This window comes from Microbispora rosea (genome assembly GCF_044460045.1).
Taxonomy (GTDB): domain Bacteria; phylum Actinomycetota; class Actinomycetes; order Streptosporangiales; family Streptosporangiaceae; genus Microbispora; species Microbispora rosea.
Map to the genome: position 1 here is coordinate 416,639 of NZ_JBITJO010000006.1, position 25,260 is coordinate 441,898.

The window sequence follows — 25,260 nt, forward strand, 5'->3', positions numbered from 1 at the left end:
GGGGAACGGCGGCGGCGCCCGGCGGCACGGACGCGGATGGTGACGAACGTCACACAGAACAAACCTCGCGGCCCGGTCGTCGTTGCTGTTGATCCGGTGTTGATCGGGTGTCGACCCGTGCGCACTACCTTCCCGGCATGCCGGTGCCCGACCCGAAGGAGCCCACGTCCGTGGCACGACCGCTGCTCGACTCCGCGGAACCCCGGCTCCGGCGGCTGCGGGCGCTCGACTGGCCGGGCAGGGTGCGGGTCCTCGGGCCCGCCGTCGCGGTGGCGATCGCGGGCGTGTCGATCTGCCTGGAGCTCGCCGACATCTGGGTGACCGCCCAGCTGCCCGACTCCCCCTACACGCCGCTGCCGTTCGCGCCCGAGGACGTGGCCGGCACGACATTTCCGATCTTCGGCGCGCTGCTGGTGATCTCGCGGCCCCGGCTGCTGCTCGGCTGGTTGTTGTGCCTGGGCGGCCTGGGCTCGGCCGCCAACATCCTCGCCGCCAACACGGCGACCCTGCTCGTCCAGAACGGCGGCCATCCGCTGGTCCACCCGCTCTGGGTGTTCGCCGACGGCGTGTGGAACCTCACGACGTACGCGCTCGGGGTGCTGCTGCCGCTGCTCTACCCCACCGGGCGCATCCTGTCCAAGCGGTGGTGCGTGCCCGGGGCCGTGACCGCCACGGCCCTCGCCCTCGACTGGCTGTGCTCGCTGATCGCCCCGTCGAGCGTGCGCACCGGCTACAACGCGCTGGAGGTGGCGGCCTTCGCGCCGTACTACCAGGGTGCCCGGCAGGTGGCGCACACGGTCGTCGCGGTGGGCATGGCGCTGGCGTTCTCCTCGCTCGTCGTCCGCTTCAGCCGGGCCGACGGAATCGAGCGCCGCCAGATCCTGTGGCCGCTGATGGCCATGGCCGGGGTGGTGATCCCCTGGGTGGTCGGCCATCCGGTCTGGTGGACGGCCTCGCTCACGCTCCCGCTGGTGCCGGCCGCGATCGCGGTCGCCGTGCTGCGCTACCGGCTGTACGGCATCGACACGCTGATCAGCAGGGCCCTCGTCGGCGCGGGCCTGGCCGGCGTCGTCGCCGCCGTCTACGTGCTCGTCGGAGCGGGCTCCAGCCTGATCCTGTCCGGCGTCGACCGGTTCGCCGGCCTGGCCGCGGCCCTGTTCGCCGGGGCGTTCTTCCATCCGATCCGCGGCGGCCTGCAGCGCCTCGTCGACCGCGCGCTGTACGGCAGGCGCGGCGACCCGCTCGCGCTCGCCGCCGGGCTGCGGCGGCGGCTGCAGCACGCCGACCCCGCGCACGCCCTGCTGGCCGCCCTGGAGGTGCTGCGCGAGGGTCTGTCGGTCACCGGCATCGCGGTGGAGATCGACGGGATCGTCACGACGAGCGGGCGGCCCGCTCCCGTGACGCGGGAGATGCCGCTGGTCTGGCACGGCGAGCCGGTCGGCCGCCTGCTCATCGGCCCGCCCGACAGGCGCCGCTTCCCCGCCGCACACGACGAGCGCGTGATCGCGGTGCTGGCGCCGTACGTCGCCGACGCCGCGCACACGGTGTCGCTGACCACCGCGCTGCAGCGCTCCCGCGAGCGCATCCTGACGGCGCGGGAGGAGGAACGGCGGCGGCTGCGGCGCGACCTGCACGACGGGCTCGGGCAGACGCTCGCCTCGATGGCGATGACGATCAACATGGCCCGCCACAGCCTGGAACGGTCCCCGGAGACGGCCGACACCCTGCTGCGGGACCTGCGCGAGGGCATGAACAGCGTCACCGCCGACGTCCGCCAGCTCGTGTACGGCCTGCGTCCCCCCGCGCTCGACGACCTCGGGCTGGCGGGAGCCGTACGGGCCCTGGTGGAGGAGGCGCGCCCCGGTCTGGCAGCGGGTGCGGAGTCGGTCGCGGAGGTCGAGGTGACCGGGGACATGTCGGGGCTGCCGGCCGCCGTGGAGGTGGCGGCCTACCGGATCGTGCAGGAGGCGCTGACCAACGCGCGCAAGCACGCGCGGGCCCGGCGGGTGCGGGTGGTCCTGCACAGGAACGGCGAGCTGCGGGTCGTCGTGGCCGACGACGGCGTGGGACTGCCGCCGGGCCGCCGGTCGGGCGTGGGCATGAGCTCGATGGCCGAGCGGGCGGCCGAGCTGGGCGGCACCTGCGCCGTCGGCTCCGAACCCGGCCTCGGCACGACGGTCACCGCCCGGCTGCCCGCCGTGCCCGCACTGCCGGCCGCGGACTGATCAGGAGACGGCGGCGAGCGACTCGCCGATCGGGGTCCGCCGGTAGAGCACCTCGCGGCCGAGCCGCCGCCGCGCCACCAGGCCCGCGTCGGACAGCACGGCGAGGTGCTGGCTGACCGCGCCCGGCGTGAGGCCGAGCCGCCGGGCGAGCCCGCTGGTCGAGCCGGGCTCGGCCAGCGCGGCGAGCACCTGCGCCCGGGTGCGGCCGATGAGCGCGGCCAGCGCCTCGGGCGTACAGGGCGTGCCGTCCGACCACAACGTCCCGACGCCCCGCGCCGGGTAGCACAGCATCGGCGAGTACGGCTCGTACATCACCCAGACGTCGGGCCAGGAGAAGGCGCTGGGCACGAGGACGAGGCCGTCCCCGCCGAGGTCGCCGTCGTAGGCGCAGTTCTTGGCCGTGACGAGCCGGTCGCCGTGCCAGGCGACGCCCGGGTGCAAGTCGGCGAACAGCTCGCGCACTCCCCCGGCCGCCAGCGTGCGGGCCCGCCACATGACGTCGCCCTCCAGCAGCGCGCTGATCCTCGGCCAGAACTCCTCGAGCGCGACCGACCAGTACGCCCGCAGCTGGTCGGCCACCCGCCGCACGCCCTCCGCGGGGTCGTCGGCGAACCGCCGCAGCGCCGCGGGATCGGGCGTCTGCACCCAGACCATCTCCTCGTACGCGGTGCCGGGCGGCGTGGCGCGCACCCGCTCCAGCTCGGCGGCGAAGTCCGGCAGCGGGGTGTCGGGCGGCGGGGTGAGGAAGTCGGGTACATAGCCGGTCACCGGGACCAGCGCGAACAGATCCGTGAGGTCCACCTCGCGCAGGCGCGGCCGTACGGCCCGCAGCCACGGCAGGTGCAGCGAGTGGCGGCCGGGGGCGCGCAGCACCCGGAGGCTGGCGACCAGCTCCCACATCGGGGAGAACGCGAAGCGCAGCCGCGCCACGTCGTCCGGCGTGAACCGCCACTCCACCGCCACGATCGACCCCCCATGTTTTAGCCAGGGCTAAAAGATTGGCATGGCGCGGCCCCGGTGTCCAAGAGTGGACGCCCGTGACCACTGTGATCAGCAGGACCGGCTTCATCCAGTCGAAGGTCGGCGGCCTGCCCCGGCCGTTCTGGGTGCTGTTCGGCGGAACGTTCGTCAACCGGCTCGGCACGATGGTGGAGCCGTTCATCGGCATCTACCTCACCCAGGCGCGCGGCGTCTCCCTCGCCACCACCGGGCTGGTCATGACGATGTTCGGCGTGGGGTCCCTGCTGTCGCAGCCGGTCGCCGGGTGGCTGGCCGACCGCCTCGGGCGCCGGATCACGCTGACGGGCGGCATGGTCGCCACGGCCGTCACCATGGTCGCGCTCGGCTACACCACCAGCGTGCCGGGGCTCGTCGCAGGCATGTTCGTGCTGGGCATCGTGGTGGACGCCTACCGCCCGGCCTCGCAGGCGATCGTCGCCGACCTGGTGTCGCCGGAGGACCGGCCGCGGGCGTTCGGGCTGCTGTTCTGGGCCATCAACCTCGGCTTCTCCGTCGCCATGGTGGCGGGCGGGTGGCTCGCCCACTCGGGCTTCACCGTGCTGTTCTGGGTGGACGCCGTGACCTGCCTGATCTTCGGCCTTCTCGTGTGGCGGGCGATCCCGGAGACCCGCCCGGCCCGCGAGGACGCGCTGCCCGGCCGGTTCGCCGACGTGCTGCGCGACCGGCTCATGCTGGTCTTCGTGCTGGGCAACCTGGCGTACTCGCTGGTCTACCTGCAGGGCTACACCACGCTGCCGCTCGCCATGACCGGCCAGGGGCTGCCCGCGAGCGCGTACGGCATGGCGATGGCGGTCAACGGCCTGCTGATCGTGGTCGTCCAGCCGCTCACCAACGCGTGGCTGGCCCGGTTCGATTCGTCCAAGGTCCTCGCGTCCGGGTTCGCGCTCGTCGGCGTCGGATTCGCGGTGACCTCACTGGCGTCGTCGGCGGCCGGGCACGCGGCGGCCGTGGCGGTCTGGACGCTCGGCGAGGTGCTCACGGCCGGGATCCCGGGGGCGATCGTCGCGACGCTCGCGCCGCCCCACCTGCGCGGGCGCTACTCGGGCCTGTACGGCCTGTCCTGGTCGGCCGGAACCCTGCTCGCGCCCCTGGTGGGCACCCGGCTGCTGGCCGACGCCCCCGGCCTGGTGTGGCCCCTGTTCGGCGGCCTCGGCCTGCTCGCGGCGGTGGGCCAGCTCCTCATCGGCCGCGCCATCCGCCGCCGCCCCTCCCCCTCACCATCACCGTGATCTTGTAGTTTGTCGCGCAGTGCCGCCCGACCTGGACGTTCATCGTCGGTGATCATGCAGTTTTTCGGACACAGACCGGCTGACCTTCGCGTTCATCGTCCATGATCTTGCATTTGCAAGATCACCAACAACGTTCGCCGAGGTCCAGGACGGCCTACGAGAAGATGTGCAAGATCACGGACGGAGAAGGCGCAGGCAGGGCGATTATCTGCGGCAAACTACAAGATCACGGGGGAAGGGAAAGGGGTGGGGTGGGGGTTGCTGGCGGGGGCGAACGGGACGGGACATAATCCATCCCAGCATGGACGAGAACCCCCCTGCCTTTCCCGTGCGGACGATGGCCTGGGCGATGGCGGCCGTGGCACTGGCCCTGACCCTCGTGGGGGTACTGGTCCAGGTCCGGATCCCCGCCGAGTGGCAGCCGCACCCCCCGCTGACGCCGGACTTCGGCGTCGCGCTCACGTTCCCGCTCACGGGAGCGTTCCTGCTTTCCCAGCGGCCCCGGCTCAGCGTGGCCTGGCTGATCTGGGTGGGCGGTGTGCTGGGCTCGGGCAACGTGGCCTTCACCGCGTTGATGTTCCACTGGGCCTCGCAGGGCGACATGGGGGCGGCCGCCACGGCCCGGGCGGTCCAGCTGACCTGCTGGGCGGTGTCGGGCCTGCTGCTGGCGGTCATGGTTCCGCTCCACTCCCCCACCGGGAGGCTGCCCTCCCGCGGCTGGCGCGTGGTCCTCGCCGCCGGGGCCGTCGCCACCCTCGCCGAGGTCGTCCTGGGCCTGCTGCGGCCCGATCCCGATCCGGTGGGCTACCCCTGGCCGGCGGTGATCCACAACCCGCTGCAGGTGAGGGCCCTCCTCCCCTACTACGCGACGGTCTGGGACGTCCTGCAGTACGTGATCCAGGCCTGCGTGGTGGCGGCGCTGGCCTCGCTGGCGCTCCGGCTGCGGCGCGCCGACCCGGTGACGCGCCGGCAGATCGCCTGGCCGCTGTCCGTCTTCGCGGTATACGTGGCGCTGTACCTGCTCGGCCCCGCGATGTGGCTGCCCGCGACGCTGTGGACGGCGCTCATCCCGTTCGCGATCCTCTTCGCGGCGCTGCGCTACCGGCTGTACGGCATCGACACGGTGATCAGCCGTACGTTCGTCACCGCCGGGCTCCTGGGGGCGATCAGCGCCGTCTACTTCGGGGCCGGGGCGGTCTCCAGCCTGGTCGTGTCCGGATACCACCAGGTGGGCGGCCTCGTGGCGGCGCTGTTCGCCGGCGCGTTCTTCCAGCCGCTGCGCCGCGTCCTGCAATGCGTGGTCGATCGCGCCCTCTACGGCAGGGTGGGCGATCCCGCGCTGCTCGCGGAACGGCTGACGCAGGAGGTGCGGCGGGCCGATCCCGCCGACGCGCTGGCGTCGGTGGTGACGGTCGTGCGCGAGGGCCTGGCCGTGGACGGGGTCGCCGTCGAGATCGCCGACGGCAGGCCGCGGTACGTCGAGAGCGGCCAGGTCGGGCCGTCGCCGCGCGAGGTGCCGCTGGTCTGGCACGGCGAGCCGGTGGGCCGGCTGCTCGTCGGCCCGCCCGGGGCCCGGCGGTTCGCCGCCGCCCACGACGATCGGGTGCTGTCCACGCTGCTCCCCTATGTGGCCGACGTCGCCCACGCCGTGCGGATGGCCGCCGACCTCCAGCGCTCGCGCGAGCGCATCCTCGCCGCCCGCGAGGAGGAGCGGCGGCGGCTGCGCCGCGACCTGCACGACGGGCTCGGCCAGACGCTCGGGGCGATGGCGATGACGATCAACATGGCCAGGATCAACCTGTCCACGTCGCCGGGTACGGCCGACGACCTGCTGCGGGACCTGCGGGTCGGCATGGACGCGGTCGCCGGCGACATCCGCGAGCTCGTGTACGGCCTGCGTCCCCCGGCCCTCGACGACCTGGGGCTGGAGGGAGCCGTACGGGCGCTGGCGGAGGAGACGCTGCCCGCGGGGACGGACGGCGTCGAGGGCGTCTCGGTGCGGGTGGACGGCGAACTCGCGGGGCTGCCCGCCGCCGTGGAGGTCGCGGTGTACCGCATCGTGCAGGAGGCGCTGAACAACGTGCGCCGCCACGCGCGAGCCACCCGCGTCAAGGTCCGCGTCACTCGTCCCCCGGCCGGGGACGGCGGCGGCGAACTGCGGGTGACGGTCGCCGACGACGGCATCGGCCCGCCCGCCCGGCTGCGCGCGGGGGTCGGCATGTCCTCGATGCGCGAGCGCGCCGCCGAACTGGGCGGAAGCTGCGTGGTCACCGCCCCCGGGACCGGCGGCACGGTCGTCGAGGCGCGGTTCCCGCTCACCGCCTGAGCGCCGCCCGCCCGCCTCGTGACCCAACCGAGAGCCGCGTGGCACGACCGGGACGGCCGCTGCCTCTACGCTTACCGTGCGATGGTGACTTTTCGTGCTCTTGGGCCGTTCGAGGCGCTTTCCGATGGCGAGACGCTCGACCTGGGCGGCCAGCGGCAACAGGCCGTGCTCGCCCGGCTGCTCGTGGCCGGAGGGCGCGCCGTACCGGTGAGCATGCTGATCGACGAGCTGTGGCCCGGCGAGCCGCCCGCTCAGGCGCTGTCCACGATCCAGGGGTACGTGTCCCGGCTGCGCCGGGCGCTCGAACCGAACCGCGCGCCGCGCGAGGAGGCCGGCGTCCTGGTGTCGGCCCCGCCCGGCTACGCGCTGCGGGCGGACGTCGAGAACGTGGACTCCTGGCACTTCGAGCACCTGGTCAAGAGCGACCACGAGGGCCCGGCCGTGACGCTGCAGCGGATGGAGACGGCCCTCGCCCTGTGGCGCGGGCCCGCGCTCGCCGGGTTCCAGGAGCTGGCCTGGGCGCAGACCGAGGCCACGCGGCTCGACGAGCTTCGCCTGCTCGCCGTGGAGCGCCGCGCCGACGCCGCCCTGCGACTGGGGCGCACCGGCCCGATGATCCCCGACCTGGAGGCGCACGCGTCGGCGCACCCGCTGCGGGAGGAGGCCTGGCGGCTGCTGGCGCTCGCGCTCTACCGCGCCGGCCGGCAGGGTGACGCGCTCGGCGCGCTGCGCCGGGCCCGGGAGGCGCTGCGCGACGAACTCGGGCTCGACCTCGGCCCCACCCTGCAGCGACTTGAGCAGGACATCCTCGTCCAGGCGGAGCATCTGGACGCCCCCGGTCCGGCCGCGGACGCGCCGCCGGGCGGGCCCTCGAAGGGGCCGTCCGTGGTGTCGGCACCGGCGGGTACGGCGGGGGCGGGAGCGGCCCCCGGCGTGGCGGCCCTGCGCGTGCTGGTCGCCGACGACCAGGCGCTGGTGCGCACCGGTCTCAAGGTGATCCTCGACAGCGAGCCGGGGCTCGACCTCGTCGGGGAGGCGGAGAACGGCGAGCAGGCCATCGCGCTCGTCCAGTCGGTGCGGCCCGACGTGGTGCTCATGGACATCCAGATGCCGCGCCTGGACGGCCTGGCGGCGGCCCGGCGGATCCTCGCGGCGGAGGCGCCGCCAAAGGTGATCATGATGACCACCTTCGGCACCGACGAGAACCTCTACGCCGCGCTGCGGGCGGGGGTGAGCGGCTTCGTGCTGAAGACCTCGGCGCCCGAGCAGCTCATCGCGGCGGTCCGGGCGGCCGTCGCGGGTGACGCGCTGCTCGACCCGGCGGTCACCACGCACCTCATCGCGGCGTTCGCGGGGCGGCGCGACCCGGCGGCGCCGGAGGGCCTGTCCGACTCCGACCTCGACCTGATCAAGCTCGTCGCCCGGGGCTTCACCAACCGGCAGATCGCTATGACGCTCGCCGTGCCCGAGCAGGAGGTCGCCGACGAGGTCACGGCGCTGCTGCGCGGCCTCGGCCTGGTCGACCGCGCCCAGCTCGTGGTCCTCGCGTACGAGAGAGGGCTGGTCAGCCCCGGATCGCCCGGCGCCTGACCCTTATCGTCGCTTTGACGACAAATAATCGGACACCTTAGGGTGGGACCGTGGCTCAACTGCGTATCGCTCTCGCCCAGACCAATCCGGTCGTCGGTGACATCACCGGCAACGCCGACATGCTCGTCGAGTGGACCCGCAGGGCCGCCGGGCGCGGCGCGCACCTCGTGGTGTTCCCCGAGATGTTCCTGACCGGCTACCCCGCCGAGGATCTGGTGCTCCGGTCGTCGTTCGTCGAGGCGTCGATCACGGCGCTGTCGAAGGCGGCCATGCGGCTCGCCGACGAGGGGTTCGGCGATCTCCCCGTCGTGGTGGGCTACCTCGACCGGGCCGACCTCGCCCCGCGCGTGGGACAGCCCAAGGGCGCCCCGCTCGACGCGGTCGCCCTGCTCCACGAGGGCCGGGTGGTCACGAAGTCGGCCAAGCACCACCTGCCGAACTACGGGGTGTTCGACGAGTATCGCTACTTCGTGCGCGGCGACCGCCTGCCGATCTTCCGCCTGCACGGCGTGGACGTCGCCGTGGCCGTGTGCGAGGACCTGTGGCAGGACGGCGGTCCCGTGTCGGTGGTCGCCGAGGCCGGCGCCGGCCTGCTCGTCGTCCCCAACGGCTCGCCGTACGAGACGAACAAGGACGACGTGCGGCTGGAGCTGTGCGCGCGGCGGGCCCGCGAGGCGGGCTGCGCGCTCGCGTACGTGAACATGGTCGGCGGGCAGGACGAGCTCGTCTTTGACGGCGACTCGCTCATCGTGGACGCCTCCGGGGAACTGGTCGCCCGCGCGCCGCAGTTCGAGGAGGACCTGTTCGTCACCGACCTGGAGCTCCCGGAGGGCACGGGCGAGCTCGGCGAGTCCCGCCACGACGCGCACGACGGCACGGTCATCACGGTCGAACGGGTGCTGCTGTCGGCCGCGCCGGTCGAGCCGTACGAGCCGGAGGCGCCGGTCGTCGCCGAGCGGCTGGACGACCTGGCCGAGATCTACCACGCGCTCGTGCTCGGCGTGCGCGACTACGTGCGCAAGAACGGCTTCCGCTCGGTCATCCTCGGCCTGTCCGGCGGCATCGACTCCGCCCTCGTCGCCACGATCGCCGCCGACGCCGTCGGGCCCGAGCGGGTGCACGTGGTGCTGATGCCCTCGCGCTACTCCTCGGACCATTCGATCACCGACGCGGAGGAGCTGGTGCGCCGCCAGGGGGTCAACTCGCAGATGGTGCCGATCGCCGACATCGTCGCGGGGTTCGAGAAGGAGATCGAGCTGCACGGCCTTGCGGCCGAGAACCTGCAGGCCCGGGTGCGCGGCATGCTGCTGATGAGCCTTTCGAACGAGCACGGCCACCTGGTGCTGACCACTGGCAACAAGAGCGAGCTGGCCACCGGCTACTCCACCCTGTACGGCGACTCGGCGGGCGGGTTCGCCCCCATCAAGGACGTGCTCAAGAGCGTGGTCTGGAAGCTCGCGGAGTGGCGCAACGTCCAGCCGGGGCGGCCTCCGATCCCGGAGAACTCGATCACCAAGGAGCCGAGCGCGGAGCTGCGGCCCGACCAGCGCGACACCGACTCGCTCCCGCCCTACGAGGTGCTCGACCGGCTGCTGCGCGACTACGTGGAGCGGGACATGGGCCGCGACGAGCTGGTCGCGGCCGGTCACGACCCCGAGCTGGTCACGCAGATCATCCGCCTGGTCGACCTGGCCGAGTACAAGCGCCGTCAGTACCCGCCGGGCCCGAAGATCACGCCCAAGAACTTCGGCCGCGACCGCCGCCTGCCCATCACCAACCGCTGGCGCGAGCGCCCCTAAGCCCGCACGTCGCGCGTGCGGACCAGCAACCAGGCGCCGAGCAACGCCGCGGCGGCCCAGGCGACCGTCACGCCGAGGCCCTCCCACGGGCCGAGCGGAAGGTCGTCCAGGTGCGTGGTCGTCTGGATCGCGAGCCCGGCGTTCGCCGCCGTGGCCTGCCAGAGCAGCCGCCGCCAGCCCGGGTCGGCGAGCATGTGCGGGATGAGCGGCAGCACGTACAGCACGCCGCACACCACGCCGGCCGCGGTGGCGGAGTCCCGCAAGGCGGTGGCGGCGCCGAGGCTGAACAGGGCGATCAGCGCGAGGTAGAGCACCGTGCCGGCCGCCGCGCCCAGCGTCGGGCCGTCCGCCAGGGACGGCGGCGGGTGGCCGTTGGCGGCCGTGAACCCGTTGCCGGGCAGGATGAGCCGCGCCGCCAGCACGGACGCGAGCACCGCGACCGTCCCGGCGACCAGCGTCAGGCCGGTGAGGACGGCGGCCTTCGCGGCGAGGACCCGGCCCCTGCGCGGCATCGCCGCGAACGTCGTCGCGATCATGCCGCTGCCGTATTCGCCGGTGACCGCGAACACGGCCATGATGGCCACGGCCGCCTGGCCCGCCTGGATCCCGGCGAGGCCGAGCCGGGGGACGTCCTGGTCGCAGCCCCCCGCCGTACAGGAGACGGTCGCGGCCACGGCGGCGCTCGCGGCGGCGGTGAGCACGACGATGGCCGACAGCAGCCACGCCGTGCCCGGTGCGGTGCGCGCCTTGGTCCACTCCGCGCGAAGCTCGCGTCTCACGCGTCCCCCTTGCGGATGCGTACGGCGGCCAGGACGGCAGCGAGTGCGGCATAGCCGCAGAGCACGGCGAGCCCGGCGAGGGGCGGCAGCGGATAGTAGCCGCCCTGGGGGCTGTAGTAGCCGAGCACCTGGGCGTACTCCGGAATGCTCTGCTGCACCGCGAACCCGGCCGCCGGGGTGAGCCGCAGCAGCCACCGCGCCACATCCGGGGGCAGGACGGAGGCGGTCGCGAGGATGTACGGCACCACGACCAGCCCGGCCACTGCGGCGACCGCCACCGCGCCCCGCCGCACCAGGGCGCCGCAGGCGAGGGCGAGGACCGCGACGGCGGCCGTCAGCGCCGCGACACCGGCCACGACCCGCAGTTCGGTGAACGTGCTCACCGGGAGGACGGCGTTGCCGTTCGCCCGCAGGACGCGCGCGCCGAGGGGAACGGTGAGGGCGGTGGCGAGGCCGGCGGCGAAGGCCACCGCGCCGACGACCACGGCCTTGGCCGCGAACGCCCGGCCCCGCCGTGGTGCCGCCAGCAGAGTGGTGCGGAACAGGCCCCGCCGGTGTTCCGCGCTGACGAACAGCACCGCCACGACGATCACCGCCACCAGCCCGGCGACCAGGCCGGAGAGCGTGCTCTCGATCCGCACGCCGTCTACGCTCGGCGCGACGTCGCCCACCCCGGTGATCGCGAACGCTCCGCCGGACTCGGTGAACCGGCCCGGGTGGTGGGGCGTCCTGCCGTCGGCCTCGTACGCGACGCCGACGTCGTCATGGCTCCACGTGCCGCCCGCCCGGCCCTCCACCCGGACCTGGTCGAAGACGGCGCTCGCCTCGGTGAACCGGACCTGGACGGAGGCGCCGCCCAGATCCCCTCTGCTCACCGTCAGGTCGCCCGGGGAGGCCACGAACATGCCGGCCTCCACCGTGGCCGGCAGATGGGCCGGACGGGCCGTGCCGACCACGGTCCACCGCCTGCCGTCCACCGACTCGTAGCCGGTCAGGGTGCCGCCCGACCGGGTCAGCCGCAGCCAGCGCGGCGACCCCGGCGAGACGCCGCCGGACCTGCCCGCGACGTCCTCGGTGAAGTCGTGCTGCATCCGCACCCCGTGCCGGGCGGTGACCATCACCGCGGCGTACGACGCGCCCTGCCGGACGCCGTCCTTGACCATGATCCCGGCCTTCGCCCACGGCACCACTCCGGCCACCACCCTGCGCACCCCGGGAACGGTGTCGGGGAGCCGGATCTGCCCGGTCATGGAGTCCACCCGCACGGTGATCGAGCCGTCGCCGTCCAACCGGCGGTGGACGAAGAAGAAGCTGTCGCTCACCGCCTCACCGCCCGGCCCGGTCGTGAGCGTGCAGGCGGTCTCGACGCCGCCCATGCCGCAGGAGGCGTGGCTGCCCGCCGCGGACAGCAGCCCCAGCGCCACGACGAGCATCACGGCGAGGGTCATGCCGGCCACCCAGCCGCGTACGGTCCTGAACTTGGTCCATTCAGCACGGACCAGGTGCGGAAAGCCGTCGCGCCCGCCCGTCGTGGGGTCTGTCACGACCGTCGAGGGGTCCGTCATGAGGTCGCCGTCCCGTCTCCCGGAGTCGTGGCGCGGAACTCGACCGCGTCCCTGGTCAGCTCCATGTACGCCTCCTCCAGCGAGGCGCGGTGCGCGGCCACCTCTGAGAACGGCACGTCGTTCGCGCCGAGCAGGGCGACGATCCGCCCGGCCTCCAGCCCGGAAACGGTGAGCGTGTCCCGGTCCTGGACGGCAACCCTGGCGCCGGCGCGGGCCAGTGCCTCCATCGCCTCCGTACGCGCGGTCGTGCGCAGCGTGACCCGCCCGTCGGAGGCGGCGGCGATCAGGTCGGCGACGCTCGTGTCTTCCACAACCCGCCCCCGGCCCGCCACCACGAGGTGGTCGGCCATGTCCTGCATCTCGCTCATCAGGTGGCTGGACACCAGCACCGCGCGTCCCTCGGCGGCCAGTGACCGCAGCAGGCCGCGGATCCACACGACGCCCTCCGGGTCGAGGCCGTTGACCGGCTCGTCCAGTATGAGGACGGGCGGATCCCCGAGCAGCGCGGCGGCGATGCCGAGACGCTGCCGCATGCCGAGCGAGAACCCGCCCGCCCTGCGCCGCGCCACGGCCCCCAGCCCGACCTGCTCGATCACCGCGTCGACGCGCCGCGCGCCCAGCCCCTGGGAGTGGGCCAGCCACAGCAGGTGGTTGCGCGCCGTACGGGACGGCTGCAGCGCGGCGGCGTCCAGCAGAGCGCCGACCTGGCACAGAGGAGCCCGCAGACTCCGGTACGGCCGGCCGCCGACCAGCGCGGAGCCCTCGTCGGCCGCGTCGAGGCCGAGGATCACCCGCATCGTGGTGGACTTGCCCGCGCCGTTGGGTCCGACGAAACCGGTGACCCGGCCCGGCAGCACCGTGAAGGACATCCCGTCCAGCGCCACAGTGCGCCCGTAGCGCTTGCGTAATCCGATTACTTCGATGGCCGCTCGCATGCCCGGCAGGTTAGGCGGCGGCCGGAACGCGCGGCGTCACGGCGGGGAGCCATCTTCGCCCTCCCCGGTATGAGGGACCTTCCGTCCCTCCTGTGAGGGATGTCCGGAAAGGGAATGCCTGGGACAATGACCTCCCGTGGAGCGCGCGGACGACCGGAGAGACAGGCGGGGGTGGACCCTTCGCGCGTGGACACCCGCTTTCCGTGCCTCGTACGCGCCCGTCGCGCTGGGGGTGCTCGCCGCCCTGCTCGCGCTGGCCGAGGCGGTCGCGCACGCCCGCGGCGCGACCGCGCCGCCCTTGTTCGGGCACGGCGTGAGCGCACCGATGGGCATGGCATCGAGCGCTCCGGGCACCCCCATGGGCACGGGCACCGGCACGGGTACCGGCATGGGCACGGGCACGGCGCTCACGCCGTTCACCGGCCCGGGGGGCGATCCCGCCGGGGCCTCGCTGCGTCTGGTCGCGTTCGGCCTGCTCGCCCTGGCCACCACGGTGCCGGTCGTGTTCCTGCGGACCCAGCCCGCCACCGCCGCCGTGGTCGTCGGCGTCGCGGGCCTGCTGTCGTTCACGGCCTTCCGGACGCTCACCATCGCAGGCGCGGCCGTCGTGGTGGTCTGCCTCTACCGGCTCGGTCTCACCGGAGCGCGGTGGCTCGGCCCCTTACTCGCCGTGCCGTACGTCGTGGCGGCGTTGCTCGGCCTGCCCGGCTGGACCCCGCCCCGAGGGGTGGAGATGCTGGTTCCCGCTGAGGGCGAGACGCGCGTCCTCGTCCTGCTGCTCGCGTGCATAGCCCCGGCGGCGGCCCTGGCCGGAGTCGCCCGGCGGGCCAGAGGTGAGGCCGCGGACAACCTGGCCGCCCGGCAGGTCATCGCCGGCACCCTGCTGGAGCACACCGCGCGCGGCGAGCGGGCGCGCATCGCCCGGGAACTGCACGACGTGGTCGCCCACCACATCTCCATGGTCGCCGTACAGGCGGAGACGGCCCGTGTCGCCGTGCCGGGCATGCCGTCCGCCGGGGCGGAGCGGCTGCGGGCGATCGGCGACACCGCCCGTGCGGCGCTGACCGAGATGCGGCGCCTGCTCGGCGTGCTCCGCGAGGACGACCGGGAACGGGCTGCGGATCTGCGCCCGCAGCCCGGCCTGCGGCTGGCCGAGCTGAACGCGCTGCTCGACGAGGCGCGCGACGCCGCGGGAACAGCCGTGCGCCTCGTTCTCAGCGGTTCCCCTGCCGTGCTCGATCCCGGCGTCGAGCTCGCCGCCTACCGCATCATCCAGGAGGCGCTCACCAACGCCCGGCGGCACGCGCCGGGCGCCGCCGTCGACGTGGAGCTGCACTACACCCGCGACGCTCTGCGGCTTCGCGTACGGGACAACGGCCCCGGCGTTCCGCTCTCCTCGGGCACGACGACCGGCACCGTCGGGCACGTCGGGCACGGTGGGCACGGTGGGCACGACGGCACGGGCACGCCGGGCGGAGCCGGCGCATCGGACAACGCGGGCGTGCCGGGCGGCGTGACCGGTCACGGACTGGCCGGTCACGCACTGGCCGGTCACGCACTGGCCGGTCACGCACTGGCCGGTCACGCACTGGCCGGTCACGGACTGGCCGGAATGCGGGAACGGGCCGCTGCCGTCGGCGGCGAACTGCGCATCGGCTCCGCGGCCGGCGGCGGATTCGTCGTGGAGGCGCGCCTCCCCCGCCTCCCGGGTGCCGACGGTTCCCCGGCTTCCGGCGCCCCTGACAGTCCTGCGTACCCTGATGGTCCTGCCTACCCTGATGGTCCTGCCTACCCTGATGGTCCTGCCTGCCATGGTGGCCCTGTCGCATCCGCCGCCTCTGAGGGAGGGCACCCGTGACCGGCGCGACACCGATCCGCGTCGTCGTCGCGGACGACCATCTGGTCGTCCGCACCGGCTTCGCCGAACTGCTGGGCAGCCAGCAGGACTTCGTCGTCGTCGCGACCGCGTCCGACGGGGCGCAGGCCGTCCGGGCATGCCGAGAGCTGCGCCCCGACGTCGTCGTCATGGACATCCGCATGCCGGTCATGGACGGCATCGAGGCCACCCGACGGCTCACCGGTTCCGGAACACGGGTCCTCATCCTGACGACCTTCGACCTGGACGAGTACGTCTACGACGCGCTGCGCGCCGGAGCCGGCGGCTTCCTGCTCAAGGACGTCACCGCCGAGCGCCTCTTCGACGCGGTCCGCGTCGTGGCGGCGGGCGACGCGCTGCTGGCCCCCTCGATCACCCGCCGCCTCATCGCCGAGTTCGCCCGCTTCCGGCCGAGGCCCGAGCCCGCCGTCCCGGCCGCGCTCACCCCGCGTGAGACGCAGGTGCTACGGCTGGTGGCCGAGGGGCTGTCCAACGCCGAGATAGCCGCACGGTTGACCGTCACCGAGGAGACGGTCAAGACGCACGTGAGCCGGGTGCTGGGCAAGCTCGGCCTGCGCGACCGGACCCAGGCCGTCGTCATGGCGTACGAGACCGGACTGGTCGTTCCCCGCTCTACGGGACCCTCGGGCCGGCAGGACCTCGGCCCGCAAGGGCCGGGCTTCCCCGGCCTGACCTGACCGCGTGCCATACGCGCCACCCGACCGCCTGCCATACGCGCCGCGCGCCGGTGGCCCGGCGGCCGTTCGCGGCGGCCCCGATCGAACGGGCCCTTGCCGACGCGACCTCCGTGCCACCGTGGAGACCCCCAAGACGGCGACGCCGGCCTGAGACGCCGCGACCCCCGGCAGCCTGCCCACCAGCGCGTACGAGGTGCACAACGGCTCCGGCAGTCGCGACCACCGATGGTCTGGGAGATGTCCGGGGACACCGGCACATTGATGGGCGCGCTCTATGCGCCTGAAATGAGGCGGGCCCGGAACGAGAAAGCCGTGACCGGTGCCGGTAGGCGTCCGGCACCGGTCACGGGGATATCGGAGAGGTCATAGGAGACGGCGTCGTCGGTGGACGGCCGCCCGCCCTCGCGTCCATTCCCGCCAGTGGTACCCGGCTCTCCCGAGGATGCTCGGCGCTACGCGCCGTTCCGCGCGCAGCGCACGACGGTGACGAGCGCGGTCCGCACGGCCGTGGGCCGTACGGACCGGGTCACGACTCGGAAGTGGAGGGCCGCATCACGGCCCGGGCCTGGAGAGCCGGGTCACAGCTCGGGGGCGGAGGGACAGGTCACAACTCGGGGCACGGCTCAGAGGTGGAGGGGCGGGGGCGGAAGCCCTTGAGCGCCTCGTCGACGATCCGCTCGGGCAGGTCGGTCTGAGGGTCGCCGGAGTGGGACCACTTCGTGGACCAGATCATGGCCCCGCTGAGCAGCGCCAGCGCCATGTCGAGGTCGAGGTCCGCACGCAGTTCACCGGTCTCCATGCCGCGCCGCAGAACCGCCGTCACCACCGCCCTGCGCGGCTCCACGGCCAGCTCGCGGAACCGCTCCGCCAGCCGGGGATGCCGCTCGGAGTCGCTCATGGCGATGTTCATGATGCACCGGGTGCGATGGTGGCGGGACTCCTCCTGGATCACCCGGAGGTAGGTCACCAGGTCGTCCCGCACGGTTCCGCCCTGTGGCAGCGGGATCGGCGGCTTGAGCGTCGCCAGGGCGTCCACCACCAGGTCTTCCTTGTTGGACCACCGGCGGTAGATCGTGGTCTTCCCGACACCGGCGCGGCCGGCGATCGACTCGATGGACAGCTCCGACACCCCGATGCCCTCGCCGAGCAGTTCGAGAGTGGCCTCGATGATCGACCGTTCCGCCTTCTCGCTGCGCGGGCGGCCCGCCGGGCGGGCCGCCACCTCAGCCGTCTGCTGCGTCTTCATGACCAGTTCACACTACCGCCGCTTCCTTTTCGATCTCAGCCTTGTCGACCGCGGCGCCGGCGGAACCCTTCCCCGGCATCCAGCGGGCCACCACGAGAGTGCCGACGAGGGCGACGAAGGCCGATCCGAGGGCCGCCCAGTGAATGCCGGTGACGAAGGCGGCGTTCGCGGCGTCGAGCAGCCTCGTGCCCTGCGGGCCCAGGTGCTCGGCGACGCCGGCCGCGCCGGAGATGGACTCCGTCACGACGTGGCGGAGCTGCTCCGGCAGGGCCGCGACCTTGTCCTCCATGTCGCTGCGGTAGCTCGCGGACAGGACCGCGCCCAGGATGGCGATGCCCAGCGTGCCGCCGACCTGCCGGACGACGTTGCTCATCGAGGAGCCCACGCCGGCCTTCTCACGCGGCAGCGCGTTCATGATGGCCGTGGTCGCCGGGGGCATGATGTTGGCCATCGCGGCGCCCTGGACGAAGCCGAGGGCCAGCAGGATCCAGATCGGGGTGTCCACCTGCACGAAGGCGTAGCACGCCAGGGCCAGCGTGATGACGAGCATGGCCACCGTGCCGACGGCGCGAGCGCCGTACTTCTGCACCATGCGCGCGCTCTGCGGCGCGAAGATCAGCTGAGCGGCCGCGAACGGCAGCACGAGCGCCCCCGACTGCAGCGGCGAGTAGTTCCGGACGATCTGCCAGTAGAAGGCGAGGAAGAACATCACGCCCATGGCCGCGAAGAACACGAGGCCGACGGTGGCGATCGCGGTGGAGAAGCCTGCGTTGCGGAAGTTGCGCACGTCGAAGGCGGGGTGGTCGATCCGGCTCTCGTACCAGACGAACGCGGCGAGGATCGCGAGACCGAGCAGCGACGGCACGATGACCGAGACGTCGGCGACGGTGCCGAGGTCGCTGATCCGGACGATGCCGTAGACGAGGGCGATCAGGCCGAGGATGGACAGCAGCACACCGATCGGGTCGAGACCGCTCTTGTTCGGGTCCTTGGAGTCGGGCACGATCCCGGCGATCAGCGCGAGGCCGATGATCACGATCGGCACGTTGACGAGGAAGACCGAACCCCACCAGAAGTGCTCCAGCAGCAGGCCCCCCGTGATCGGGCCGATCGCCACGGCGATGCCGACGCCGCCTGCCCAGATGCCGATCGCCTTGCCCCGCTCGTGGATCGGGAAGACGTTCGAGATGATCGCCAGCGTGGCCGGCATGATCGCGGCGCCACCGAGGCCCATCAGGGCCCTCGCCGCGACGAGCTGCATCGGGTCCTGCGCGTACGCGCTGGCCAGGGAGGCCAGGCCGAACAGGACCATGCCGGCCATGAGCATCCGCTTGCGCCCGTAGCGGTCGCCCAGCACGCCGAAGGTGAACAGCAGGCCGGCGAACACCAGCGTGTAGGAGTTCATCGCCCACTCGAGCTCGCTCTGGGTCGCGCCCAGGCCGTGGACGGGATCGGCGATCGTCTTGATCGCCACGTTGAGGATGGTGTTGTCGAGGACGACGGCCAGCAGGCTGAACACCATCACGCCGAGGACCTGCCAACGGCGTGGGTGACCTGTATGAGCTTCTGCGGAAGCTTCCACGGATTCCCCCATGATTTCGATACGACTGAGTTTCGCAACGCAAGCGTAGCGTTGGTCATTCCGATACGCAACGGGACCGTTTCATAATCCGGGGTGGTGCCGCCGTATCCGCTGGTCAGTTGGGTTGAAGATGCTCGGCCGAGGCGCCGCTCCCGTGCCGCTCGCCTCCGGCACCCGCGCCTTGTTCGTCTCCGGCACCCCGCGTCTTCCGGCGCGCCGGGGGGCACGACCGCGTCTCGCACGGCGCTCCGGAGCAGCCGAGGCCACCCGGACAGGCGGCGGACGCCCTTCGCGCGGCTGCCCCGAGAGACAACCACGCCCCCCTGTACATCCACGCGGGGGCAGGTTCTATTCCCACTCCGGGGCGGATTTCATTCCTCCACCCGGCCCGGCGGTCTTCCTCCGGAGCGGAGGCGGGCACCGGTCTTCCTCCCGCACGGGGGCAGGCACCGGTCCTGCTCCCGCGGAGGCGGGCACCGGTCCCTACTCTCCAGCGGCGGCGGGCAGGGGCGTCGCGACATCCGGCCCGGCCGCGATGTCCGCTCCGGCCGCCGCGCCGAGACCGCTCACACGCTCCGGCCCGGCCGCGTCACTCGATCCGCCCGGGGCGAGAGCGGCGGGCGGAGCGTCGCGCCTGACCAGGGCGGTGAGCAGGGCCAGCGCGACGCCGACCGCTCCGGACACGGCGAAGGCCAAGACCGGGCCGCGGGTGTCCAGGAGCCCGCCCGCGAGGGGCCCGGCCAGGGCTCCTCCCATCGTCAGGGACGTGCCGTGCAGGCCCATCGCCTCACCCCGCGCCGCCGCCGGGACGCGCCGGTTGACGGCGTCCACGGTGGACGACAGAGCCGGGGCGCACAGCAGCCCGGCCGGCACCAGCGCCAGGCACAGCCAGCCCCAGCCCCCGCCGACCAGTCCCACGGGCGCGGTCAGCAGCGCCAGGCCGCCCGCGAGCAGGGCGGGCGGCAGCCCCCGGGAGAGCCCGCCGTACACGAACCCTCCGACGAGCGAGTACGCGCACCACAGCGCGAGGACCAGCCCGGTCCAGGCGGTCGCGCCGTCCGCCTTGAGCATCGCCACCACGCTCAACTCGGTGGTGGTGAGCACGAAGGTGAGCCCGGACACCAGGCAGAGCAGGGCGAGCAGGCCAGGACGCAGCCACTGCCGCCGGGGGACGGAACCCTCGTGCCCCGCGTCCTCCTCCGCCGACCGCGTGGGCGGGTTGAGCAGATACAGCGCCACTCCCGAACCCGCCAGACCGGCCGCCACCCCGTACATCGTCGCCGTGCTGCCGAACGCCGTCACGCTCGCGACGGCGAGGGCGGGCCCGACCATGTACGACAACTCCACACCCATCGAGTCGAGGGCGAAGCCGGTCTGGTGGTTCTCCTTCGGCACCATCGCGGCCACGCACTGCCGGATGGTCCCGAACACCGGCTGGCTGAACAGCCCGCCGATCAGCGCGCCCGGCAGCAGCACGGCGTACGGCATCGCAGGCGCGACGCACCACAGGCACAGTTGCACGATGGTCGTCACGGCCATCACCGGCCGCAGCCCGCGCCGGTCGACGAACCGGCCGACGAGCGGCGAGCCGATCGCGGCGCCCGCCATGGAGGCGGTGCCGACCAGGCCCGCCTGGAGGAACCCCAGCTTCTGGTCGTTCACCACGTGCAGGGTCAGCGTCATGCCGGTGCCGGTGAGGGGAATTCTCGCGATCATGCCGACCAGCAGCAACGCCCGCACACCCGGCAGGGCGAGCACCCGCCGGTAACGATCAAAAGCCATTGTGGTTCCTTACCTCCGCATGGCATTGTGCCGGGCGCGTCTGACATTTCCGTCGCCGGGTCGCCTCTTTCGTCCCTTTAGTCCCACTCGTTGCACGCCAGGATTACGGCGCCCGTATGGGGGTGTTCCAGCCCATGGCGGCATGCAATGATCTGACTGTCCGGGGACGCCACAGGGGCGCCACGAGGCCGGGAGGTAGCCATGTCCTCTGTTTCCGTTGTGTCCAAGCCCGCCCTCTACGGCGGGGCCGCAGGACGCAGGGTCACCGTCCGCGACATCGCGGCAGCCAAGGAACGCCACGAGAAGTGGCCGATGGTCACCGCGTACGACGCCATGACCGCCAAGGTGTTCGACGAGGCGGGCATCCCGGTGATGCTCGTGGGCGACTCGGCCGCAATGGTCGTCTACGGCTACGACTCGACGCTGCCCGTCACGGTCGACGACCTCATCCCCCTCACCGCCGCGGTCGTACGCGGCTCGTCGCGGGCGATGGTCGTGGCCGACCTGCCGTTCGGCTCCTACCAGGCCTCACCCCAGCAGGCCCTGGAGACCGCCGCCCGCTTCGTGAAGGAGGCCGGCGCGCACGCCGTCAAGCTGGAGGGCGGCCACCGGGTCCTCCCGCAGGTGGAGATGCTGGTGTCGGCCGGCATCCCGGTCATGGCCCACCTCGGCCTGACCCCGCAGTCGGTCAACGCCTTCGGCGGCTACCGGGTGCAGGGCCGCGGGCAGGCGGGCGACGAGATCATGGCCGACGCCAAGGCGCTGGAGCACGCGGGCGCCTTCGCCGTCGTGCTCGAATGCGTTCCCGCCGACCTCGCCCAGCGGGTCACCACGTCGGTGAGCATCCCCACGGTCGGCATCGGGGCGGGGCCCCACACCGACGCGCAGGTCCTCGTCTGGCAGGACCTCATGGGCCTGACCCCGCAGCCCGCGAAGTTCGTGAAGAAGTACTTCGACCTGGCCGGAGAGATGGACCGGGCGATCCGCGCGTACGCCGACGAGGTGGTCTCCGGGGTCTTCCCCAGGCCCGAGCACAGCTACCGCTGACACCCGGCGGGCGGCCGCGGCACCGCGCGGCGGCCGCCCTCGACCGGCGTCTTCCGGCGTCTTCCGGCGGCCGGGACCGTTCCCCGCGAGCCGTCGCCGCACCGAATCGGCCCGCGCCGATTCAGCCGGGTCGAATCAGACCGCGCCGATTCAGCCGGGTCAGACCGTGTCGAATCAGATCGCGTCGAGCGCCTGGGCGAAGTCGGCCCACAGGTCCTCGGCGTGCTCGATGCCCACGGCCACCCGGACCGTCCCCTCGCCGATGCCCGCCGCGGCCAGGCCCTCGGCGCTCACCGTACGGTGCGACGTCGTGGCCGGGTGGAGGATCAGGGTCTCCACGCCGCCCAGCGACGGCGCGAGCAGCGCGAGCCGGACGTTGCGCATGAACGCCTCTCCGGCGGAACGCCCTCCGGCGAGGTCGAAGGAGAACACGCCGCCGAAGTCGGGCAGGAGCTTCGCGGCGAGTTCGTGCGACGGGTGGGAGGACAGGCCCGGCCAGTGCACCGCGGCCACGGCCGGGTGTCCGGCGAGCCGCGTCGCGAGCACGCGGGCGTTGGCGCAGTGGCGCTCCATCCGCAGCGGCAGCGTCTGCATCCCCCGCAGGGTCAGCCACGCGGCGAACGGGTCGGTCGTCGCGCCGAGCTCCACCGCGTACGACCACACCCTGCGGTACACGTCCTCGGAGGCGAACACGGCGATCCCGCCGACGACGTCGGTGTGCCCGGACAGGTATTTGGTGACGGAGTGCACGACGATGTCCGCACCGTGCTCGATGGGACGGCACAGGACCGGCGAGGCGAAGGTGTTGTCGACCACGGTGAGGATCCCGGCCTCGCGCGCCGCCGCGCACATCCCCGGCAGGTCGGCCACCTGCGTCATCGGGTTGGCGATGGTCTCCAGATACAGCAGCTTCGTCGTGGGCCGCACGGCGGCGCGTACGGCCGCGGGGTCGTCCTCCGGCACGCGGGTGACCTCGACGCCGAAACGCTCCGCGAGGTCGGCCAGCGTCTGCGCGGTGGCGCCGTACAACGCGGACTGGGCGATCACGTGGTCGCCCGACTTCAGCAGGCCGAGCAGCACGGCGTTGATCGCCCCCATGCCCGAGCCGGTGGCCACGGCGGCCACGCCTCCCTCCAGGCCGGCGACCGCCTCCTCCAGCGCGCGCACCGTGGGGTTGGAGAGCCGGCCGTACACGTACGCCCCGTCGGGCCGCCCCATGCCGTCGGCGAAGACGGCCGGGTCGTCGAAGACGAATCCCGAGGTCTGGTAGATCGGCATGGAGATCGGCGTGCTGGCCTCCGGCGTGGGCCGGGGCAGGTGGACGACGCGCGTTTCCGGATGCAAGGAGCTCATGGCGTCCACAATTACCTAGAAAAGCCGTTCTTGTCAGATTAGACACTCGACGACCGGTTACGCGGCGAGCGGAGAGGGCGTCCGCCGCCGTCGCCGATGGTGAGGATGAGGGGATGGACGTCAGCTTCCTCCTCGTGCACAGTCCCTCCGTCGGCCCCTCGACCTGGACCCCCGTCGCCGAGACCCTGCGGGCGCGCGGGCACACCGCCGTGGTGCCGCGGCTGACCGACGTGACGGCCGGTCCGCCGCCCTACTGGCCGAGGGTGGTGAGCGAGGTGGCGGCGAGCGCGCCGCGCGGCCCGCTGGCCGTCGTGGCGCACAGCAACGCCGGGCTGTTCGTGCCACTGATCGCGCAGGCCCTCGCCGGGCAGGTCGCCGCGTGCCTGTTCGTCGACGCCGCGGTGCCGCCGCGCAGCGGCGTGTGCCAGGCGGCGGAGCCGGAGCATCTCGCCTTCCTGCGCTCCCTCGCCGACGACGCGGGCGTCCTGCCCCGATGGACCGACTGGTGGCCCGAGGACGACGTCGCCGCCCTCCTGCCCGACCCGGTGATCCGCCAGGTGGTCGTGGCCGAGCAGGCGCGGCTGCCCCTCGCGTACTACCAGGAGGAGATCCCGGTGCCGGCCCGCTGGGACCATCTCAGGAGCGGCTACCTGTGGTTCGCGGACGCGTATGCCGCCCTAGCCCACGAGGCCGGCGAGCGCGGCTGGCCGGTCGCCCGCATCCCCGGCGAGCACCTGCACCAGCTCGTCGCGCCGGAGGCGGTGGCCGACTGGCTGCTCGCGAGCGCCGCATAACCGCGCCCGTGGGCGGGCGCGGTCAGTGCACGCGCTCAGTGCAGGCGCTTAGAGGACGCGTTCAGGGGGCGCGTTCAGCGGGCGCCGAGCGCGCGAGCGAGCCGGACGACGACGAGACGGTTCGGCACGCCGCTGTCCACCAGCCTGCCGTCGGGGCCGAAGTCTCCGAGGCCGAAGTCGTTGTCGTTGGCCAGCGCGATCGTGTGCGGATCGAGCACCGCCAGCCCTTCGATCTTGCCGGGCAGCGACGACACCAGCGCGTTCGGCTCCAGCACGAGCGACTTGACGGGCAGCCTCAGGCCGGACGCGCCGGTCAGCTCCTCCAGCGACGGGCTGGTCTTCGCGTCGTCGTACGGCCCGCCGAGCAGGTTCGTCGCCTTCTTCAGGTCGATGGAGTACACCCGCGCGACGTTGTCGGTGCGCTCGTCCACGAGCAGGCGGTCCGGGCCGGCGTACGCGAGACCGGAGATCTTCATCTCGCTCTGGTCGCCGTTCACCTTCGGGTCGAAGGTCGTGACGTCCTCGAACCGGTACGGATACTCCCCGGTCACCTTCCCGCTGCGCAGGTCGAAGGTGAGGATCCGCCCGAACCGCGACTTCTTCGCGGCCTTCTTGTCGGGGTTGGCCAGCGGGCTCTGCACGGCCAGGTACAGCGTGCGCTGGTCGGATGAGATCGCCAGGCCCTCGAAGCCGCGGTTCTGCTGGCGGCTCGCCAGGATCGCGGGCAGCGTCTCCTTCACCGGGTAGTCCGCACCCGTCAGCCCGAGCCCCGCGGGGACGTGCCGCCTCAGCACCCGGCCGTCCGGCGACACCCGCACCAGTGACGGGCCGTACTCGTCGACCAGCCAGAAGTCGCCGTCGCGGGTGCGCACGAGGTCCTCGACGTCCAGCCCGCTCGGGTTGTACGGCAGAACCGTGCGGCCATCCCAGGTGTAGGGCGTTTCGTCGTGCCCTGCCTGGTTCGACAGGCCGGTCACGGGCTTGCCGGAGGCGCCGACGATCGGCATGTACTGCTTGATCTTCGCCGTGCCGCCCGCGAGGGCGACCCGCACGATCGCCGGGGCGAACTCGGGCACCGGGAAGGTCCGGCGCTTCTCCCCGTCCACGGTCGGCTGGCCGTTCGGGCCGCGGTCGGTGACGAGCCAGAACTCCCCGGCCCGCTCGGCCGGGAACAGGCCGCTGCCGACGCCGCCGAGCCGCACACCATGATCGTCCGCGATGGACGGCTGCACCTGCTTCAGCGCGGGGGCGGGGAGCGTGACGTCGGCGACGACGACGGGTCCCTTGACCGGATCGGCTGCGGCCGTACCGGTGGTGGTGAGGGTGAGCGCGGCGGCGATCGCCAGACCGGCGGAGACGTGACGTAGCACTGGGAACCTTTCAGACGGCGAGACAGCGCCCGAAGGTAGTGAAC

General features: G+C 73.0%; 18 protein-coding genes. 9 read left to right on the forward strand and 9 right to left on the reverse strand.

Features of this window, described 5'->3' with window-relative positions:
* Positions 1-137: 137 nt before the first annotated feature.
* A complete protein-coding gene (locus ACIBK1_RS26795) occupies positions 138-2,225 on the forward strand; it encodes a sensor histidine kinase (RefSeq protein ID WP_396738456.1) in 2,088 nt (695 codons plus the stop codon).
* Here ACIBK1_RS26795 and ACIBK1_RS26800 read toward each other — a convergent pair whose 3' ends face one another.
* Entirely contained in the window at positions 2,226-3,188 is a 963-nt protein-coding gene (locus ACIBK1_RS26800; RefSeq protein WP_030508185.1) for an ArsR/SmtB family transcription factor, read from the reverse strand.
* A 74-nt stretch (positions 3,189-3,262) separates the two neighbouring features.
* On the opposite strand from ACIBK1_RS26800, the gene ACIBK1_RS26805 reads away from it, so the two are divergent.
* The 4 genes from ACIBK1_RS26805 (at position 3,263) to ACIBK1_RS26820 (ending at position 10,189) form a co-directional block, all read left to right on the forward strand.
* Complete coding sequence (locus ACIBK1_RS26805; RefSeq protein ID WP_197042624.1) at positions 3,263-4,474, forward strand: MDR family MFS transporter; 1,212 nt, start codon at positions 3,263-3,265, stop codon at positions 4,472-4,474.
* A 301-nt stretch (positions 4,475-4,775) separates the two neighbouring features.
* Positions 4,776-6,800 carry a sensor histidine kinase gene (locus ACIBK1_RS26810; protein ID WP_396738458.1) on the forward strand — a complete coding sequence of 675 codons (2,025 nt, stop codon included), beginning with the start codon at positions 4,776-4,778 and terminating at the stop codon, positions 6,798-6,800.
* A gap of 81 nt (positions 6,801-6,881) precedes the next feature.
* Complete coding sequence (locus ACIBK1_RS26815; protein ID WP_030508188.1) at positions 6,882-8,390, forward strand: BTAD domain-containing putative transcriptional regulator; 1,509 nt, start codon at positions 6,882-6,884, stop codon at positions 8,388-8,390.
* 50 nt (positions 8,391-8,440) lie between these two features.
* A complete protein-coding gene (locus ACIBK1_RS26820; RefSeq protein WP_396738461.1) occupies positions 8,441-10,189 on the forward strand; it encodes an NAD+ synthase in 1,749 nt (582 codons plus the stop codon).
* Here ACIBK1_RS26820 and ACIBK1_RS26825 read toward each other — a convergent pair.
* Genes ACIBK1_RS26825 through ACIBK1_RS26835 form a run of 3 tightly spaced genes read right to left on the reverse strand, consistent with a single transcriptional unit; the run spans position 10,186 to position 13,468 of the window.
* Positions 10,186-10,968, reverse strand: coding sequence for an ABC transporter permease (locus ACIBK1_RS26825; RefSeq protein ID WP_396738463.1), 783 nt, complete (start codon positions 10,966-10,968; stop codon positions 10,186-10,188). The genes ACIBK1_RS26820 and ACIBK1_RS26825 overlap by 4 nt on opposite strands.
* Entirely contained in the window at positions 10,965-12,533 is a 1,569-nt protein-coding gene (locus ACIBK1_RS26830) for a hypothetical protein (RefSeq protein WP_396738465.1), read from the reverse strand. Before ACIBK1_RS26830 ends, ACIBK1_RS26825 begins: the two co-directional genes overlap by 4 nt.
* Positions 12,530-13,468: an ATP-binding cassette domain-containing protein gene (locus ACIBK1_RS26835; protein WP_396738467.1), complete on the reverse strand. Its 939-nt coding sequence runs from the start codon at positions 13,466-13,468 to the stop codon at positions 12,530-12,532. The genes ACIBK1_RS26830 and ACIBK1_RS26835 overlap by 4 nt, the downstream gene beginning before the upstream one ends.
* 136 nt (positions 13,469-13,604) lie before the next feature.
* Here ACIBK1_RS26835 and ACIBK1_RS26840 point away from each other — a divergent pair, with 136 nt between their 5' ends.
* Positions 13,605-15,326 (forward strand): sensor histidine kinase, encoded by a 1,722-nt coding sequence (locus tag ACIBK1_RS26840; protein WP_396738469.1) that lies wholly within the window; start codon positions 13,605-13,607, stop codon positions 15,324-15,326.
* Positions 15,323-16,042, forward strand: a complete 720-nt coding sequence (locus ACIBK1_RS26845) for a response regulator transcription factor (protein ID WP_363528521.1) — start codon at positions 15,323-15,325, stop codon at positions 16,040-16,042. The genes ACIBK1_RS26840 and ACIBK1_RS26845 overlap by 4 nt, the downstream gene beginning before the upstream one ends.
* A gap of 604 nt (positions 16,043-16,646) precedes the next feature.
* Here the strand turns inward: ACIBK1_RS26845 and ACIBK1_RS26850 are convergent.
* The 3 genes from ACIBK1_RS26850 to ACIBK1_RS26860 all read right to left on the reverse strand — a co-directional run bounded on the left by ACIBK1_RS26850 (position 16,647) and on the right by ACIBK1_RS26860 (position 20,652).
* Positions 16,647-17,288: a TetR/AcrR family transcriptional regulator gene (locus tag ACIBK1_RS26850; RefSeq protein WP_357318096.1), complete on the reverse strand. Its 642-nt coding sequence runs from the start codon at positions 17,286-17,288 to the stop codon at positions 16,647-16,649.
* Between the two features lie 7 nt (positions 17,289-17,295).
* Positions 17,296-18,810 carry an MFS transporter gene (locus tag ACIBK1_RS26855; RefSeq protein ID WP_081903559.1) on the reverse strand — a complete coding sequence of 505 codons (1,515 nt, stop codon included), beginning with the start codon at positions 18,808-18,810 and terminating at the stop codon, positions 17,296-17,298.
* A 543-nt stretch (positions 18,811-19,353) separates the two neighbouring features.
* On the reverse strand, positions 19,354-20,652 hold the full coding sequence (locus tag ACIBK1_RS26860; protein ID WP_396738471.1) for an MFS transporter: 1,299 nt from the start codon (positions 20,650-20,652) through the stop codon (positions 19,354-19,356).
* A gap of 201 nt (positions 20,653-20,853) precedes the next feature.
* Between ACIBK1_RS26860 and panB the strand changes: the two genes are divergently transcribed.
* On the forward strand, positions 20,854-21,699 hold the full coding sequence (gene panB / locus ACIBK1_RS26865) for a 3-methyl-2-oxobutanoate hydroxymethyltransferase (protein ID WP_396738473.1): 846 nt from the start codon (positions 20,854-20,856) through the stop codon (positions 21,697-21,699).
* Between the two features lie 174 nt (positions 21,700-21,873).
* Here panB and ACIBK1_RS26870 read toward each other — a convergent pair whose 3' ends face one another.
* Positions 21,874-23,052 (reverse strand): trans-sulfuration enzyme family protein, encoded by a 1,179-nt coding sequence (locus ACIBK1_RS26870; protein WP_030508199.1) that lies wholly within the window; start codon positions 23,050-23,052, stop codon positions 21,874-21,876.
* Between the two features lie 113 nt (positions 23,053-23,165).
* Here ACIBK1_RS26870 and ACIBK1_RS26875 point away from each other — a divergent pair, with 113 nt between their 5' ends.
* On the forward strand, positions 23,166-23,846 hold the full coding sequence (locus tag ACIBK1_RS26875) for an alpha/beta hydrolase (protein ID WP_357318105.1): 681 nt from the start codon (positions 23,166-23,168) through the stop codon (positions 23,844-23,846).
* A 74-nt stretch (positions 23,847-23,920) separates the two neighbouring features.
* Here the strand turns inward: ACIBK1_RS26875 and ACIBK1_RS26880 are convergent, their stop codons facing one another.
* Positions 23,921-25,216, reverse strand: a complete 1,296-nt coding sequence (locus tag ACIBK1_RS26880; protein ID WP_396738476.1) for an esterase-like activity of phytase family protein — start codon at positions 25,214-25,216, stop codon at positions 23,921-23,923.
* Positions 25,217-25,260 lie beyond the last annotated feature (44 nt).

Bases quoted from the DNA above. Each gene is read 5' to 3' on its own strand.
- ACIBK1_RS26795 (WP_396738456.1), top strand. From the start codon at position 138: ATGCCGGTGCCCGACCCGAAGGAGCCCACGTCCGTGGCACGACCGCTG.
- ACIBK1_RS26810 (WP_396738458.1), top strand. From the start codon at position 4,776: ATGGACGAGAACCCCCCTGCCTTTCCCGTGCGGACGATGGCCTGGGCG.
- ACIBK1_RS26815 (WP_030508188.1), top strand. From the start codon at position 6,882: ATGGTGACTTTTCGTGCTCTTGGGCCGTTCGAGGCGCTTTCCGATGGC.
- ACIBK1_RS26830 (WP_396738465.1), bottom strand. From the start codon at position 12,533: ATGACGGACCCCTCGACGGTCGTGACAGACCCCACGACGGGCGGGCGC.
- ACIBK1_RS26835 (WP_396738467.1), bottom strand. From the start codon at position 13,468: ATGCGAGCGGCCATCGAAGTAATCGGATTACGCAAGCGCTACGGGCGC.
- ACIBK1_RS26850 (WP_357318096.1), bottom strand. From the start codon at position 17,288: ATGAAGACGCAGCAGACGGCTGAGGTGGCGGCCCGCCCGGCGGGCCGC.
- ACIBK1_RS26855 (WP_081903559.1), bottom strand. From the start codon at position 18,810: ATGGTGTTCAGCCTGCTGGCCGTCGTCCTCGACAACACCATCCTCAAC.
- ACIBK1_RS26860 (WP_396738471.1), bottom strand. From the start codon at position 20,652: ATGGCTTTTGATCGTTACCGGCGGGTGCTCGCCCTGCCGGGTGTGCGG.
- panB (WP_396738473.1), top strand. From the start codon at position 20,854: ATGTCCTCTGTTTCCGTTGTGTCCAAGCCCGCCCTCTACGGCGGGGCC.
- ACIBK1_RS26870 (WP_030508199.1), bottom strand. From the start codon at position 23,052: ATGAGCTCCTTGCATCCGGAAACGCGCGTCGTCCACCTGCCCCGGCCC.
- ACIBK1_RS26875 (WP_357318105.1), top strand. From the start codon at position 23,166: ATGGACGTCAGCTTCCTCCTCGTGCACAGTCCCTCCGTCGGCCCCTCG.